The 16,394-nt window shown below is 60.0% G+C and carries 14 protein-coding genes; 10 read left to right on the top strand and 4 right to left on the bottom strand.

The annotated features are described in order from the left end of the window. Nucleotides 1-112 precede the first annotated feature (112 nt). On the bottom strand, nt 113-1,693 hold the full coding sequence (locus KBI52_RS24825) for an ABC transporter substrate-binding protein (RefSeq protein ID WP_173950292.1): 1,581 nt from the start codon (nt 1,691-1,693) through the stop codon (nt 113-115). 216 nt (nt 1,694-1,909) lie between these two features. Here KBI52_RS24825 and KBI52_RS24820 point away from each other — a divergent pair, with 216 nt between their 5' ends. The 10 genes from KBI52_RS24820 to KBI52_RS24775 all read left to right on the top strand — a co-directional run bounded on the left by KBI52_RS24820 (nt 1,910) and on the right by KBI52_RS24775 (nt 10,886). Further along, on the top strand, nt 1,910-2,875 hold the full coding sequence (locus KBI52_RS24820; protein WP_210812071.1) for a GntR family transcriptional regulator: 966 nt from the start codon (nt 1,910-1,912) through the stop codon (nt 2,873-2,875). Next, nucleotides 2,862-3,557, top strand: coding sequence for a creatininase family protein (locus KBI52_RS24815; protein ID WP_210812070.1), 696 nt, complete (start codon nt 2,862-2,864; stop codon nt 3,555-3,557). The genes KBI52_RS24820 and KBI52_RS24815 overlap by 14 nt, the downstream gene beginning before the upstream one ends. Then, nucleotides 3,558-4,574: a ketopantoate reductase family protein gene (locus KBI52_RS24810; RefSeq protein ID WP_210812069.1), complete on the top strand. Its 1,017-nt coding sequence runs from the start codon at nt 3,558-3,560 to the stop codon at nt 4,572-4,574. It abuts the gene before it with no gap. Further along, nucleotides 4,571-5,326 carry an SDR family NAD(P)-dependent oxidoreductase gene (locus KBI52_RS24805; RefSeq protein WP_210812068.1) on the top strand — a complete coding sequence of 252 codons (756 nt, stop codon included), beginning with the start codon at nt 4,571-4,573 and terminating at the stop codon, nt 5,324-5,326. The genes KBI52_RS24810 and KBI52_RS24805 overlap by 4 nt, the downstream gene beginning before the upstream one ends. A 49-nt stretch (nt 5,327-5,375) precedes the next feature. Further along, on the top strand, nt 5,376-6,272 hold the full coding sequence (locus KBI52_RS24800) for a polysaccharide deacetylase (protein ID WP_210812067.1): 897 nt from the start codon (nt 5,376-5,378) through the stop codon (nt 6,270-6,272). Next, nucleotides 6,272-7,333, top strand: coding sequence for a P1 family peptidase (locus tag KBI52_RS24795; RefSeq protein WP_210812066.1), 1,062 nt, complete (start codon nt 6,272-6,274; stop codon nt 7,331-7,333). The genes KBI52_RS24800 and KBI52_RS24795 overlap by 1 nt, the downstream gene beginning before the upstream one ends. Next, nucleotides 7,330-8,319 carry an isoaspartyl peptidase/L-asparaginase family protein gene (locus KBI52_RS24790; protein ID WP_210812065.1) on the top strand — a complete coding sequence of 330 codons (990 nt, stop codon included), beginning with the start codon at nt 7,330-7,332 and terminating at the stop codon, nt 8,317-8,319. Before KBI52_RS24795 ends, KBI52_RS24790 begins: the two co-directional genes overlap by 4 nt. A gap of 107 nt (nt 8,320-8,426) precedes the next feature. After that, nucleotides 8,427-9,335, top strand: coding sequence for a cyclase family protein (locus KBI52_RS24785; RefSeq protein ID WP_247654645.1), 909 nt, complete (start codon nt 8,427-8,429; stop codon nt 9,333-9,335). 119 nt (nt 9,336-9,454) lie between these two features. Then, a complete protein-coding gene (locus tag KBI52_RS24780; protein WP_210812064.1) occupies nt 9,455-10,309 on the top strand; it encodes an oxidoreductase in 855 nt (284 codons plus the stop codon). A 109-nt stretch (nt 10,310-10,418) separates the two neighbouring features. Then, a complete protein-coding gene (locus KBI52_RS24775; RefSeq protein WP_173950282.1) occupies nt 10,419-10,886 on the top strand; it encodes a YbaK/EbsC family protein in 468 nt (155 codons plus the stop codon). A 53-nt stretch (nt 10,887-10,939) separates the two neighbouring features. Here the strand turns inward: KBI52_RS24775 and KBI52_RS24770 are convergent, their stop codons facing one another. The 3 genes from KBI52_RS24770 to KBI52_RS24760 form a co-directional block, all read right to left on the bottom strand. Beyond that, nucleotides 10,940-12,520, bottom strand: a complete 1,581-nt coding sequence (locus KBI52_RS24770; protein WP_210812063.1) for a calcium-binding protein — start codon at nt 12,518-12,520, stop codon at nt 10,940-10,942. Between the two features lie 188 nt (nt 12,521-12,708). Then, nucleotides 12,709-14,073 carry an MFS transporter gene (locus tag KBI52_RS24765; protein WP_210812062.1) on the bottom strand — a complete coding sequence of 455 codons (1,365 nt, stop codon included), beginning with the start codon at nt 14,071-14,073 and terminating at the stop codon, nt 12,709-12,711. Nucleotides 14,074-14,075: 2 nt separating this feature from the next. After that, a complete protein-coding gene (locus KBI52_RS24760; protein WP_262265555.1) occupies nt 14,076-16,157 on the bottom strand; it encodes a TonB-dependent siderophore receptor in 2,082 nt (693 codons plus the stop codon). Nucleotides 16,158-16,394: the final 237 nt, after the last annotated feature.

The raw sequence follows: 16,394 nt of genomic DNA, 5'->3' as shown, positions 1-16,394 counted from the left end.
GTCAGGGACGAGGTGCTCAATGCTCCGGGGTGAGCATCAATCTAAAATCCAAGGAGGTTAGAGTTACCTCGGGAGAAGGCGGCCGGCTGATGCCGACCGCCTGTGGATGCGATCAGCTCTTCGGCTTGATCTCATAGGCCAGGGTCTCCTGGTCGACGCGCGGAGGAATGGCGAGCATGCCCTTCTTGGCGGCCCAGACAGTCTGGATCTGAACTGTCGGGATCAACGCGCGATCGTTCATGGAAACTTCCGTCACCTTCTCGAAAAGTGCGCGGCGCTTCGGATCATCCATGGTGCGCGCGCCCTCCTCCAGCAGCTTGTCAACCTCCGGATTGGAGTAACCCTGCTTGTTGAACGCGCCGAGGCCGAGTTGGGGATCCGCCGTATGAACGAGCGATCCATACGTATAGCTCGCCTCGCCGGTCAGCGTGCCCCAGCCACTCATCCATAGCGAGAATTCGCCCTTTTGTTGCGCCGGGAAGAACACGGTTCCATTGAGCGCATTGGCATTCACCTTCAGGCCGGCGCGGGCCCACATCTGCGAGAGCGCCTCGCACACCGCGCCGTCGCCCGGGAGACGATTGTTGGTGCAGTGGAAATCGATCTCGAAGCCTTTCGGATAGCCGGCATCGGCAAGAAGCTGCTTGGCCTTTGCCAGATCGTAAGGACGCTCCGGCAGATTCTTGTTGCCGCCGAAGAAGCTGGCGGGCATCAACTGGTTGGCCGGGCGCCCCAGGCCTTCCAGCACGACGCGAACCAAAGTCTTGCGGTCGATTGCAAGGTCCATGGCCTCACGCACCTTGGGATCGCGCAACGGGTTTGCATCGATCTCCTTACCGTCGACCTTCACCTTCCTCGGCAGCGTCTCTTTCACATTCGGCGTGAGATTCAGGAAATAGACTGAATCGGCCACGAACGTATCGACGGACTTGTCCTTTTGCATCGCAGCATAATCGGTGGCCGGCACGTAGTTCACTAAGTCGACCTGACCCGACTTCAGGGCAGCCATGCGGGCAGGATCGCTTGGGATTTCCTTGCGAACAACCTTCTGCCAGGGCTGCTTCTCGCCCCAGTAGCCGTCGAAGCGCTCCAGGACGAGATCGCCCTTCGGCTCCCATGAGACGAACTTGTAGGGACCTGTCCCGATGGCGGCCTTGCCCGAATTGAACTGCTCGTTGCGAGCCTCCATCCCGACATTCTTCGATACCACGAAGAGGCGTATGAAATCGTTCGGCAGGGTCGGCGCCGGAGCTTTGGTCTTCACGTGCAAGGTATACTTGTCGGCGACTTTCGCCTCCGCAACCTGCTTCGTGTAGATCGTCATGCTCATGGGGCCGGTGACGACCGGAATGCGATCAATTGAGAACTTCACGTCCTCAGCGGTTAGCTCCGATCCATCATGGAATTTCACGCCTTCGCGGATCTTGAACTCCCAGGTCGTGTCGTCAATCGGCTTCCACGACGTCGCCAGACCGGGTTTCAGACCCAAGTTCTCGTCCGACATGACGAGCGTATCGAAGATGTGGCGCAGCGCTTCTGCCTGACTGCCGAGAGTCGACCAATGCGGGTCGATCGAATCCGGCCCAGCCCGCAGGCCCATGGTCAGCGTTTGAGCGGAAACCGAGCCGCAAAGAACGGTCCCGAGGACGAGAGCGGCAACGAGCGATCCACCAAGCTTGAAGTTTTGTTTCACTTCACTTCCCCTCTTGCTAAGACCCTGGCTTTTCGTCCAAGGTGTTCTTATCGATTAGAACGGTAGGTCACTCAGTTAAGAAAAGTCAACAGCGCCTTGCCCAAACCTCAATCAACATCTGACGCTTGTGAGGGCATCCGTTATAGCGACACGGAACGGACACCTGATGAGCGGATCCTTGCCGACCTCGCGGGAGCCCTCGACCGTACCCTGCCCGTGCCGCTCGGCATTCAGCTGCGTGGGCTGATTGAGTTCGGCATTGCTCTCGGCGAACTTCCTACGGGACAGCGATTGCCTTCGGTCCGGGAGTTGGCGGAGCGGGCCGGGATCGCACATATGACCGTGGCGACGGTTTACCGCGAGCTACGCGAGGCGGGGCTCATCGAGGCGAAGCCTGGGGCAGGTACCTATGTAGGCGACGGACACAATAGCGACGGCCTCCGGTCGAGTGCAGTCCGGACGATTCAGCGCCGGATCGAGGGCCTCTTCCACGAGGCGGAGCAACTCGGTCTGGCTCCCTCCGTCGTTTCGTCGCTAGTCAACGCCCGCGCCGCGCGAGGTCCAACGCCTTCCAGGGCGTTGCGCCTCGTCATGGTGGGCAACTTCGTCGAGACGACACAGCAATACGCCAACTGCATCCAGGACTATCTTGGTCCAGGCGATACGATCGCGGTGACGACGGTCGATGCACTGCACACGGGTGAGTCCTTCCCCTCTCCCTGCGATATTTGCGTGACGCTCGCCCATCGGCGCGGCGAGGTCGAGCATCTCGTTCCGACAGGCGTTCCAGTTGTCGGCTTGAGCTTTATCCCGGCCGAAGAGACGCGCGCACAGCTGGCCATGATCGACCCTATGGCGCGCGTCGGTATCGTGTCGATCTTCCCTGAGTTCACTGCGCTGATGAAACCGGGCGTCCTGCGCTTCGCGCCTCACGTTTCCGATGTGGATGTGCGTCTGATCACGGCACCCGATCTGGAAACGTTCCTGTCTCAGGTCGATGTGGCGATCTATGCCAGCGGGGCGGAAGTGGCCGTCAGGCAAGTGTTGCCGCCGGATCGTCGGGCCATGGAGTTCCGCTACGTGCCGGACCCCCACGCCATCCGTGCGACCCTGCTTCCCGCAATCGAGCGGTTGCGCTCGTCGATCGTTTCGCAAGAGGAAACCTTTCATGAAAATCAGTGAGATGAACTGGCTTCAGGTCGAAGAATACCTGAAGACGGATGATCGCGCGGTCGTTCCCCTCGGCTGCACGGAGCAGCATGCCTATCTGAGCCTGTCCGTCGACAGCATTCTGGCGGAGCGCGTGGCTCTGGAAGCCGCGGAACCGACAGGTGTTCCGGTGTTCCCCGTCCAGGCCTATGGTATCACGCCATACTTCATGGCCTATCCTGGGACCGTTTCACTGAGGGCAGAAACCTATCTTCGCATTATCACCGACATCCTCGATTCGCTGAAGCGCACGGGCTTCCGGCGCATTCTCTTCGTCAATGGTCATGGCGGGAACGCGCCTGGCCAAACGGCTGCCATCGAATGGATGGGCGAGAACCGGGAGTGTCGGGTGAAGTTCCACAACTGGTGGAATGCACCCCGCACGTTCGAGAAAGTGAAGCAGATCGATCCGATAGCTTCCCATGCCTCCTGGATGGAGAACTTCCCCTGGACACGTCTGGACGGTGTCGAGCAGCCGGCGCATCAAAAGCCGATGGTCGATCTTGAGCGGATGCGGACGTTCGGTCCGCAAGGAGTCCGCGAGATCCTGCAGGACGGAAACTTCGGCGGTTACTTCCAGCGATCGGACGACGACATGAACGCCATCTGGGCTGTGGCGATCAAGGAAACCCGCGCACTTATCGAGACTTGGTAGATGAACCGGAACACCATTCTTATCTGGGGCGCCGGCGCCATTGGCGGTACGCTCGGGGCATACCTCTCCCGCGCTGGCGAGGACGTGCTGCTCGTGGATATCGTCGAGCCGCATGTGGAGGCCATGAACACGGACGGACTACTCATCGAGGGCCCCGTCGAAACGTTTCGACAATCGGTCAAAGCCGCAAGGCCCAGCGACGTCGAAGGTCAGTTCAGCCGCATCATCCTGGCAGTCAAGGCTCATCATACACGCGATGCCGTCCGCTCGCTGAAGCCCTATCTTGCGGAGAGCGGCACCGTTCTCTCTGCGCAGAACGGATTGAACGAAATCATCATCGCCGAGGAGATCGGCGCCGAACGGACCATCGGCTGCTTCGTCAATTTCGGCGCGGACTGGCTGGAGCCGGGACGTATTCTTTTCGGCAACCGGGCGGCGGTTGCGGTCGGCGGTCTCGACGGCCAGACCAGCGACGCCGTGCGCGAATACCATCGTCTGCTGTCGATCTTCGAGCCGAAGGCTGTCCTGACCGATAACATCTGGGGCTATCTGTGGGGCAAGCTGGGCTACGGCTCCCTGCTCTTTGCGACGGCCCTGACCAACGCCTCGATGTCGGAGAACCTTGCCTCCGAGCGGCACTTTCCGGTCTACCGTCGGCTTGGCCAGGAGGTCATGGCGGTCGCGAACGCACGGGGCGTGAAGCCTTTGGGCTTCAACGGGTTCAACCCGGACGCCTTCATGCCGGGAGCCGGCGAGGATGCTGCTCGTCGCTCCGTCGCCGACATGGCGGAGTTCAACCGGCATACGGCCAAGACGCATTCCGGTATCTGGCGCGATCTCGCCGTGCGCAAGCGCAAGACCGAAGTTGACGCCCAGATCGCGATCATTGCGACCCTCGGCCACGAAGCCGGGATCGCGACTCCTGCCATCGGCAGGCTCGTCGACCTGATCCATGACATCGAGGACGGGCGGCGAGAACAATCCTGGTCCACTCTCGACGAGATGCTGACGCTATGAAACTGGATTTCACCAACCGTCGGGTCGCTGTGACCGGGGCGGCGCAGGGCATCGGCCGGAGCATTGTGCGATGCCTTGCATCGGAAGGCGCCCGTGTTTGGGCTCTCGACTTGGACGAGGCCGGATTGCGCATTGCTTCAGAAGCGGGCGCCGTGGCGACGCGCGTCCTCGACTTGGCCGATCGTGCCGCCGTCGGCCGTGTGTTCGAAGACATGGCGGAGAGCCTGGGGAATATCGACATTCTGATCAATTGCGCGGGCGGGGTCCGCGGCCAGGTGGCGAAATCGATCGACGAGGTGAGCGAGCACGAGTGGCTTGTGCTCTTCGAGGCCAATGTGCATGGCGCGTTCTGGTGCTCGCAGGCCGTCGCTCCCCACATGAAGCGCCAGAAGTTCGGCCGCATCGTCAATATCTCGTCCGGAGCGGGCCTGCGCCCGAGCCTGACCGGGATTCAGGCCTACACGGCGTCGAAACATGCTCTAGTGGGTTTGACGAAGCAACTCAGCTTCGAACTTGGTCCCCATGGAATTACCGTCAACAGTGTCGCTCCGGGCTTCGTGCTGTCCAATCCGGCGACCCAGCGCCAATGGGAGAGCTATGGCTCTGAGGGCCAGTCTCGGTTGGTGGAGAGCATTCACACGCGCCGGCTTGGTCACCCTCAGGATATCGCCAATGCCGTCATGTTCCTGGCATCCGATGCTGCATCCTGGATATCCGGCCAGATCATCTCGGCGGACGGTGGGCGCTCCTGAGACCCGGGCGGAATAACCAGGTTTCAAATAACGAAATCGAGGAAGAATCATGGATGATATCGGCGGCCAACCCTGGGCTTGGGACGAGCAGACCTGGCGGAGTAAGGTCGAGCACGTGCGCGCTGGACGGCCCATGAAACCGGCGAAATGGAAGAATGGAGCCCGCTGCGCTGTCGCCCTGTCTTTCGATTCCGATCACGAAACGAACGAGTTGCGGGACGGAGGCAGATCCGTGGGCCGCATGTCGCAGGGGCAGTACGGCAATCGCCAGGGTGTTCCGCGAATTCTCAGCGCGCTTGCCCGGTTCGACGCCAAGGCGACGTTCTTCGTCCCGGCCGTGGCCGCCCTTCTCTACGAGGATGAGCAACGGCGGGTCGTCGCAGAAGGTCATGAAATCGGCATTCATGGCTGGATCCACGAATTGAACAGCCAACTGCCCTATGAGATCGAACGTGATCTCATGTTCCGGTCGGCCGAGACCCTGGAGCGGATTACCGGAGTCCGACCTGTAGGCTTACGCACACCCTCCTGGGATTTCAGCCCAAGCACCCTGCAAATCGAACGGGAGCTCGGTCTTCTCTACGACTCGTCCTTGATGGCCGACGACGACCCTTATGAGTTGCTGGAAAACAGCGAGCCTACGGGCATCGTGGAGCTTCCCGTCGAGTGGATCCGCGACGATGCGGTATATTTCAACATGCATCGCTTCAACGGCCTGCGCCCGCATACCCCGCCGACGGCTGTCTACGACATCTTCTTCCGCGAGTTCGACCGGGCCTATGAAGAGGGCGGCCTCTTCCTTCTAACCATGCATCCGCACGTGACCGGATACCGTTCGCGCATCTGGATCCTTGAGAAGCTCCTGGAGGAAATCACCCAGCGGTCCGATGTGTGGATTGCCACTCATGCGGAGATTGCCGCCTTTGTTAAAGCGGAATGCCCCTGATGGATCGCGCCCGTCGCGCCCGGGATGCTGGTCTCGCCTGTGGCAGCCTGCAACCAGGCAGGTTCAACAGCATCACCGATATCCCGGGTGTCAGGGTCGGCCATCGCACCCTCAATGGTGGCGACATCCGAACCGGCGTGACGGCCATCATCCCGCATGGCGGCAACCTCTATCGCGAGAAGCCAGTCGCTGCCGTGCATGTCCTGAACGGCTTCGGCAAGAGCGCAGGTCTGATGCAGATCGAGGAGCTGGGTACCCTTGAAACACCTATTCTCCTCACGAACACCCTTTCGGTCGGGACCTGCTGCACGGCGCTTGTGCGCCACGCGATCTCAAGCAATCCGGATATCGGCAGAGAGACATCAACGGTCAACCCGGTCGTACTCGAGTGCAACGACGGCTATCTGAACGATATCCAGGCTCTCGTCGTTGCAGAGGACGATGCGCGAGCCGCTCTGGACATCGCTTCATCGGACGTCGCGGTCGGATCGGTCGGCGCCGGCTGCGGGATGAGCACATTCGGGTTCAAAGGCGGTATTGGCACAGCCTCCCGCCGTCTCGAGATCGACGGACAGAGCTTTCATCTTGGTGTTCTCGTTCTGTCAAACTTCGGTCGGTCAGGTGACCTGCGCCTGCCCGATGGCAGGATCATCTCGCCTGTCACACCCAGTTCTGAACCCGATCGTACCGAGAAAGGCTCGATCATCATCGTGGCAGCTACCGACATCCCGCTCAGCGATCGACAGCTCAGGCGCGTCCTGCGGCGCTCGGGGGTAGGGTTGGCCCGGCTCGGCTCGTTCTGGGGCCATGGCAGCGGCGACATCGCAATCGGCTTCACCACAGGCAATATTCTGGCTCACGACGGGAATGCGGATCTTGTCGAGGTTCGGATTCTGAGCGAGCAGCGCATCGACCTTCTCTTCCAAGCCGTGGCGGACTCCACGCAGGAGGCCGTCCTTGATGCGCTGGTCGCCGCAAACTCCATGACGGGCCGCACGGGCCATCACCGTCCGAGCCTGCTCGACACTCTCGCAACACTCTCTGGGGACGTGAGCCAATGACAAGCAATCCGACCACGCAGAACGACTTTTCCCTGGCAGTTCATGGAGGTGCAGGCACCATTTTGCGCAGCAGGATGACGCCTGAACGCGAGGCCGCTTATCACGCAGGCCTGCGCCGGGCGTTGAATGCCGGCCGCGTTGTGCTGGCCGATGGCGGCAGTGCGCTTGATGCAGTCTCGGCTTCGGTCATGGCGCTCGAGGATGAGCCTCTCTTCAATGCTGGGCGCGGCGCGGTTTATACCTCGGCCGGCAAACAGGAGATGGACGCTGCCGTCATGGATGGACGTGACCGCTCCGCAGGAGCCGTGGCAGGTATCTGCGGGCCGCGCAATCCGGTCCTCGCCGCACGCGCCGTCATGGAGCATTCCGGCCATGTCATTCTCATCGGCGAAAGCGCCCTGGAATTCTGTCGGAGGCAGGGCCTTCCGTTCGAGGATCCGCCCTACTTCTACACTGAGCAACGTTGGAACGCCCTGCAGGAAACTCTGGCGATGCGCAAGAGCGGAGCCGACGACCAAGACGAGTCGCGCAAGCATGGGACGGTTGGCGCAGTCGCCCGCGACCGCAATGGAAATCTTGCCGCGGCGACATCCACCGGCGGCATGACGGCGAAGTCACCCGGACGTGTCGGCGACAGTCCCGTCATTGGAGCCGGAACATGGGCCGACAACGAAACCTGCGCCATCTCGGCCACCGGCCATGGAGAGATCTTCATCCGCTATGCGGCGGCTCACGAGATTGCCTCCCGGATGCGCTATGCGGCTCAGTCTCTCGAAGAGGCTTCGCGGGCTGTCGTAATCGACACGCTGGCACCGGCTAGCGGATCTGGTGGCATCATCGCCGTCGATCATGCTGGCAATCTGTCCCTACCCTTCAACTGCTCGGGAATGTATCGCGGCATCGTCAGGAGCGACGGCAAGCTTCTTACAGCGATCTATGACGAGCCGCTCGTTGAGTTCTCTGATCCGAATGACCAGCGGAACTGAGGCATTGAATTCGGACGCTCGTGGATGAATGATGGCGAGGCATAGCCAAGGGAGAGTCTGACGTGATCTCGCACTACGCATCGGCCGCCGTCTTCGTCACAAGCACGCTGATCTCATCCATCGCCTTCGCGCAGCAGACCACCGGGCAGACAGGGCTCTGGCCGGTCTACGAACAAAGTATCAAGAGCGCCAAGCACATCGATCTCACTCATGCTTTCGCGCCATCCCAGCCCGTCTGGCCGGGATTCGGCCATGCAGAATTCAAGGCGACAACGGCGGGCGCCGACATCCCGAACTATGTTCAGAAGGGCGAGGAATACACCTACGCCAAGCACGGATTCGTCGCCACCAGCTACATGCTCACGACAGATCAGTACGGAACACAGCTCGACCCGCCGGCTCACTGGGATGAGTACGGCGCAACGATCAGCGACCTGCCGCCGACTTATGCGCTCCGCCCGCTGGTGGTGATTCCGATCCACGAAAAGGTAGCCGCCGACCCCGGGTATCACTTGAGTGTGGAGGACATTCGCAGTTGGGAGAGCCGGAACGGCCGCATCCCCGAAGGTGCCGTCGTCATGGTCCGGTCCGATTGGTACAAGGGCTGGAGCGACCCTGTCCGCTTCGCGAGCAAGCCCCATCCAGGTGTCAGCCTCGACGCTCTCAAGTTTCTGCACCTGGAGCGCAAGATCCTGTTTCATGGACACGAGCCTCTCGACACGGATACGACACCGACGTTGGAGGGCGAGTCCTGGCTTCTGCACAACCATTTCACACAGGCGGAAGGGGTCGCCAACCTGGACAAGGTTCCCGAGACGGGAGCGCTGATCTCGATCGGCTTCGCCAAGCCTCTTGGCGGCACGGGCGGTTATGCCCGCTACGTGGCTATCGCTCCAGCCGACTGGTCCTACGGGGTGACAGTGGCGGATGCACCCGGGGCTCCATTGCCGAAGCAGGCGGCACCTCTGCGTCGCGATGAGAGAGGTGTGATGCGCCCACAGGCAGGAGGCAAGTGAGGTCCATCGGTAGGAATGACCCGGCTGCCCCATGACGGCCCATTGCGTCCTGCCTATTCTCCATCCTGTGAGGGCGCCTATATTCCACCCATTCGATCCGATCCCCGAAGGAATGATCCATGCCACTCAACGAGAACCCTGTTTGGTTCATCACCGGCTGCTCCACCGGGTTCGGGCGGGAACTCGCCCAATTGGTGCTGAAGCGGGGCTGGCGTGCCGTGGTGACCGCGCGGGACATCGCGCGTGTCGAGGACCTGACCCGCGGTTATGAAGCCAAGGCTCTCGCCGTATCGCTTGACGTCACCAGGGATGATGACATTGCGGCCGCCGTGAGCGAGGCTGAGGCTCGGTTCGGTTCGATTGACGTGCTCGTGAACAACGCCGGCTATGGGTATCAGGCCTCTATCGAAGAAGGCAATGATGAGGAAATCCGTGCCCAGTTCGAGACCAATGTCTTCGGCCTCGCGGCGATGACCCGTGCCGTGCTGCCCGGCATGCGCGCCCGCCGCCACGGGCACATCGTCAACATCTCGTCCCAGGCCGGATTCATCGGCTATCCCGGCTCCGGCTATTACGCTGCGACAAAGCATGCGGTGGAAGGCCTTTCGGACGCCCTTTCCAAGGAGGTCGCTCCGCTCGGGATCAGAGTGACCTGCGTCGAGCCCGGGCCCTTTCGTACCGATTGGGCGGGGCGTTCCCTGCAGCAGCGGCGTCCGGCCATCGAGGATTACCGGGATACCGTTGGGGCCCGCCTGGAAACGACGGCAAATTATAGCGGAAAGCAGCCGGGTGATCCCGTTCGAGCGGCGGAGGCGATCATCAAGGCTGTCGAAGCGAGCAATCCGCCCAAGCACCTGGTGTTAGGTGCGATTGCACTCGATAGCATTCGGGAGAAGCTGAAGGAAACGCTTGCGGAGGTCGAGGCTTGGTCGGAGACAAGCCGTTCAGCCGACTACCCGGATGGAAACCAGTAGAGAGATCGTTACGCGTTGGGTCGAGCGTCCATTGCTCTGGCATTACCTGGCCGATCTCTCATTGTGGCATGCTCGACCCCTCACCTTCCTTCAACGGAGTACCCTGTCCATGAGCCTCGAGTCCGTTCGCGCCTTTCTGGCTCATCACGCACCGGACCTCCGAATCATCGAAATGCAGACCAGCACCGCCACCGTGGCTCAGGCGGCTGAAGCGCACGGTGTCCGACCTGAGAGAATTGCCAAGACCCTGTCCCTGAGAGTGGGAGAGAGAAGTTTCCTGGTGGTCACGAGCGGCACGGCTCGATTGGATAACCGCAAGGTCAAGGCGACTTTTGGCGGCAAGGCGTCGATGCTGGACTCCGAACAGGTTCAGGCTCTCACGGGTCACCCGGTTGGCGGAGTCTGCCCTTTCGGGTTGGCAACACCGCTGCCGGTGTATTGCGACATTTCCTTGAAGACATTCGAAGAAGTGGTTCCGGCAGCCGGCTCAATCCATACCGCCGTACGTATCAATCCGCTGAGAATGGCTGAGCTTGTCGGCGCAGATTGGGTGGATGTCTGCCAAGCCAGCGAATGACGAATTGGTTCGTCTGATAACACCACGAGCGGCCCCTCGATTCGGAGCCTTGACTAGATAATGAAGAAATCCTTCTCCGTGATGGCAAGACCAGGTTTCAGCTTGAAGAAAAGGACAGGCTTGTACTTGGATCCCGCTCCGTCCGCATCATAGGACAGGTAGCCGTTTTTCCTGTTATAGACCAAGTAATCATTTGCGTCCTGCGACTTGCCCCCGATTATCAGGTAGTCCGAGTGTAGTTTCCCTGTCTTGCGCAATTTTTTGAAGACGCCGTTCTCCAGGCGAATCGTATCGTCCTTCACGTTGAAGTCCGTGATCGTATCAAAGTTGGCCCTGGCATTCAGCGCGTTCCTGAATACGAAGGTATCTCGGCCCCAACCGCCGGCGAGCGTGTCATTGCCGAAGCCGCCATCGAGAGAATCATTGCCGGTGTCACCGTAAAGCCGATCAAACCCTTCTCCACCCTGCAGTGTATCGGCGTGCACTCCTCCGTAGAGCGTATCGTCCCCGCTCTGCCCGATGAGCCAATTGCTCTCCGTGCCACCATAGAGACGGTCATGACCCGCACCGCCGTCGATAGTGTCTTTGCCCATATCACCGTAGAGCACGTCGGTTCCGTCCTCACCTGAAAGCAGGTCGTTGCCGATGCCACCGTAGAGAAAGTCCTGCCCTGTGCCTCCATCGAGGATGTCGTCGCCACCATCGCCATAAAGCCGATCGTCGCCATCGAGGCCTCGGATGATGTTGGCGCCGATATTGCCGAAGATCTCATTCGAATGTTCATTGCCGACAAGATCGACCGGAGAAAAACCGCCAGCCGCTTTCAGCACTTCAACATTGTCACTCAGCGTGAACGAGACTTGCGTGATGATCGTGTCGTATCCCTGTCCGGTCTCTTCACGGACCACGTCCCAGAGACTATCGACGATATACAGATCGTTTCCATTCTGCCCGATCAAGACGTCGGCGCCGCCTTTGCCGTCGATTTCATCGTCACCGGGAGTGCCGACGATCAGGTTCGCGAAGTCGTTGCCGATGAGAGAGAGGGAATTCACCCCTTCGGCCGCCCACAGCTCCTCGATCTCTGCATCCGCGGCCATGGCGAAACTGACGGTGGTCGACACGATGTCGTGGCCGCCTGCGGGAGCCTCGAGAATGCGATCGTCTCGGCTGTCGACGAAGTAGGTGTCATTGCCGGATCCCCCGTTCAGCGTATCTGCGCCCGGGCCGCCATACAGCCGATCATCGCCGCCCGATCCTTCAAGATAGTCGGCGTTTGATGAACCGTTGAGCTGGTCGGCCCCTGTCATGATTGCATCGACACTGGCAGAGCTTTGCTCCTGAAAGCTGGAAAGCCCGCGATATGCGAACAGAGGCGATCCGCCCCATTCTCCATAGGTCAGATAGGGGACGCCATTCAGCTTGAACTCGATATAGGCTATCTGCCCCCACGCGTCTGACACGACGGGTCCTCCATAGAGAACGTCAATCATCATATGATCCACGTTCACCTGGAAGCGCGCGGTCTCCCATCCTGGCGCTGTTGCTATGCTGATTTCGCTGGTAATCGGCGTAAAAAAATCCTTCAACCGAAGTCCTGGACGCGTAGAGTTGTGAAACGTGACGACCGCCATTGTCCGTTACCAGGAGGCTTTCAGGTTGGAGAGCAGGACGACGCAGCCTGTAGCCGACTCTGTCTATTCAGGGAGCGAACGTCTTCCCTGGGGATGATCGCTCATCACCGAAGCAGCAATTCGGGTCAACGGCGTCCACATATTTAGTCCTAGTATCTCACAATCGCAATCCATGCCCCAGGTCACTTTCACGAGGCATAGGTGTCCCCGCGTCCGCGAAGTATGGTCGCACCGCTCCCGGCATCATGCTTCCGGATTGCGTTGTGCTCGCCATCAGGATCGCTGCGGGAGCGGCGGCCGGGCTGGTGACGGGTTGCCTCTCCTTGCGATCTCCTGGGTCTTGAGCTTAGGAGATTCACGAGCGGCGTCGCAAGCATCACGAGGAACGCAGACAGCCCGAAACAGGCGCCATAACCGTAATGTTGCGCGATCCAGCCTGCTCCAATGCCACCGATCATGCTGACGAGCGCATCCATGCATTGCAGCAGCGTAAAGTCGATCCCTGCCTGACGGGGATCTGAGAGCGTCATGAACTGTGCGTAAAGCGCCACAAAGCCCAGCGCCATGACAGCGGACGAACTTGCGAGCGCGAGGCAGAGCAGAAGAAAATGCGAGCCGCCCCCTGTCGATGCGACTGTGGCAAGACCAGAGAGGGTGATGGCTTGGAGGACGAGTGCAATGATCATGACGGGCCGCGAGCCCCAGAGTCGGACCAAGCCGCCGCCCAGCACCGCACAACCAAACCCGATGATCATTCCCCCGGCTCCATTGACGATCCCGAGGGCGTCCAGACCGAGGCCGGAATCGATCAGGAATGGTCCAAGCATCGCCAAGCCCCACTTTTGTGAGACAGCATAAAGGGCGGCGAGCCCTAGACCTTTGCGCATCCCGGCGCGGTTGAGTGCATCGCGGAGAGATGGGCGATGGGATCTCACATCGTCTCGAATGGCTGCAGGCGACAGGATGAAGGGTAGACCGAGCAGCACGAGAAGCGCCGCCATGACGATCATGGCCAAGGGCCAATCGAACCGCGCCACAAGGACAAGGAAAAGACCCGAACCAACCGCGGAGCCGAGATAGGCACCCCCCACCTGAGCGGCGTTGCCCCAGCCATGATATTGCGTGGAAAGGCTTTCCACAGCATGACCGTCGCATGCGATGTCCACCGTCGAGGCGGCAAAGGCAATGACCACGAACAAGGTCATCAAAGGCAACAAGCTGCTCGGGCCGACGAGTGCCGCTAGGAGGAAACAAGTTCCGGAGACCATCCCTCCGATCAGAACGATCGATCGCGATCGGCTGGGCCCTGTGGGCGGCAGACGATACCGCTCGACCGCTGAAGCCCAGAGGAACTTCAGCACCCATGGAAGAACCGCGAGATAGGTCAGCCCAATCTGATCGAGAGGCAGCCCGCGGTCACGAAGCACGCTCGGAAGAGCACTGAAGGTCACGCCTCCGATGATGCTCTGTCCGACATAGAGCCCTCCGACCGCAAGGACGACGGCAAGCGGGGAGCCGAAGCCCCGGGTGGGAGGCACGCCTGTCGCAGCCATCGTCACCACCGGTAGCGCAGGCTAGCGATCACTTTGCGGCCCTCATCCCAGTAACAGTAATTGGATGTACAGACCTGACCGTCCTCATCAAGTAGATTCGTCGCATTCACTTGGAAGCGCAGGCCCTTGAGGCTCGGGTCGAGATTTTCCAGATCGTAACGGATCGCGGCGTCGAGATAGGCGCGAGGCGGATTCTCGATGATGGGGCGGTTGAGGTTGTCTCCGGCACTTGAGCCGACATAGCGAACCCCACCGGCAATGCCGAGGCCCCTCGCCGACCCGCCCTGGACCGTATAGTCGAGCCATAGCGCGGCCGTGTGATAGGGAACGCTCGTCAGCCGATTGCCTACGGTTTCGGGGGTTAGCTTCTCAATGCGAGCATCGATGTACGAGTAGGATGCCTGGACATTCAACCCATCTGTGAGAGAAGCGACGCCCTCGAGTTCAAAGCCCTGGGAACGCAAGTCGAGTTGAACCTGCTGGTTGGTGGCGTCGATGACCTGATACACTACGGCATTCTCCTGCCGGATATCAAACACGGCCGCCCGAAGCGATGCATTGATCCCCGGCAGGTCGTACTTCACGCCAAGCTCGATCTGTTCTCCCGTCGTCGGTTCCGCAACCGTGCCGCCGAGGACCGTACCCGGATTGGGCGTGAACGATGTTCCCCAACTCACATAGGGGGCGAGACCGAAATCGGTCACATAGCCCAGGGCGGCGCGCCCCGTGAACTTGCTATCGTCCTGGTCGAATTGGAGTCCTGCGGTGTCGAATTCACTCGACAGCCAATCATGACGTCCGCCGAGAGTCAGCCGCCAGTTTCGCCATTTGAGTTGATCCTGGATGTATATCCCCGTGAGTGTCTGCGTTTGCTCCTCGCGATAATTGAGCAAAGGATCTGCCCCAACGGGGACGACACCGAACCCCTGCTTCGAGACATAGCTCAGACGGCTGACGTCCAAGCCCGACAAGACCGTGTGATCGACAGCGCCAGCTTTCAGGCGGGTCTCGAGGTGCGTGTCGGACACGATGCCCCAGTTGTTCTCTCGCGTGAGACCTGAGCCACCGAAGTAATATTCCTGGTTGGTGCCGAGCGCGGAGAACCGGGTGCGCTGACGCAGGGTGAACATATCATTGATGCGGTGCTCGAACTCGTAGCCGATCCGGCCCTGTTGCTGCCGAAAGTCGTTGTAACGCCTGTCACCAGCAAATGTGCGGGTCGCACCGATCGAAAGACTGGTGGGATTTCCGGCAGCGTCGGTCGCATAGTCGTTGAGATAGGCCGCCGTGCCACCCGTCGTCGAATCCATGAATTCGCCAAGGACGGTCAACGTCGTGGCATCGTTTGGCCTCCATGTGACGGCCGGTGCGATGAAGATCCGGTCGTCTTTGACGGCGTCGATCTCGGTTCCGGCCTCCCGCAGGAGGCCAGTCAGTCGATAAAAGACCGTATTATCGGCACTGATGGGACCCGAGAGATCGAAGTTGCCCTGCAAGCGTCCATAAGAGCCGGTTTGGATTTCGATCTCGCGAAATGGAAAAAACGTGGGACGCTTCGAAATGAGATCAACAATCCCCCCGGTGCTGCTTGCGCCATAGATCGAAGCTGCTGGCCCCCTCAGGATCGTTATTCCCTCTAGTCCGTAGGGCTCGAGGCGAAACAAGCCATTTGGACTGTTCACCTGACGCAGACCATCGCGGAAAACACCCGTATAGGTGACATCGATGCCGCGGATGGAAAACGCATCGTAGCGGGGATCGAAGCCATAGCCTCCGGTCCTGACGCCGGGCGTGTAGGATACTGCATCGAGCAAAGTCTGAGGTTTACGGTCCTCGAGCTGCTCATGCGTAACCGTCGATATCGACTGCGGTGTTTCGAGGATCAGCGTGTCCGTCTTTGTGGCGCTGCGGGTCGATGTAGCGACATAGCCGTTCGCGGTGAGGTCCCCTTCCTGCCCGCTTCTGCTCCCTTCGACCGTGACTTCCTCGAGCTGAACGGCACGTTCCTCTAGCGGTTGGGCGAAGACATCACTTGAAGTCAGCATAAGGGCCGAGGACGCCAGCAAGGCAAGGGAGAACTTCACGGCAGAAACTTTCAAAGCATGAGAATAGTTTTCGCCTAGCAGAGCTCTCCCGAACGAGTCAAATACTTTAGTTTTTAATTATTTCAATGCGAATGACCACTCAATTGAATAATTCTAAACTTAATAATACATGTTGGCGGACGATACACAGGCTTGCGCACAACGGCTTGCGGACTAGGGCGTGTCATCGCTTGATCCAATCGAGTGTAGCGGCAAGGCAGAGAATGCCCATGAACG

Origin of the sequence: Microvirga sp. HBU67558, from assembly GCF_018069605.1 — a bacterium.
Lineage (GTDB): Bacteria > Pseudomonadota > Alphaproteobacteria > Rhizobiales > Beijerinckiaceae > Microvirga > Microvirga terrae.
Note: the sequence above shows the minus strand (reverse complement) of the source record. Positions and strands in the feature narration are given on the sequence as shown.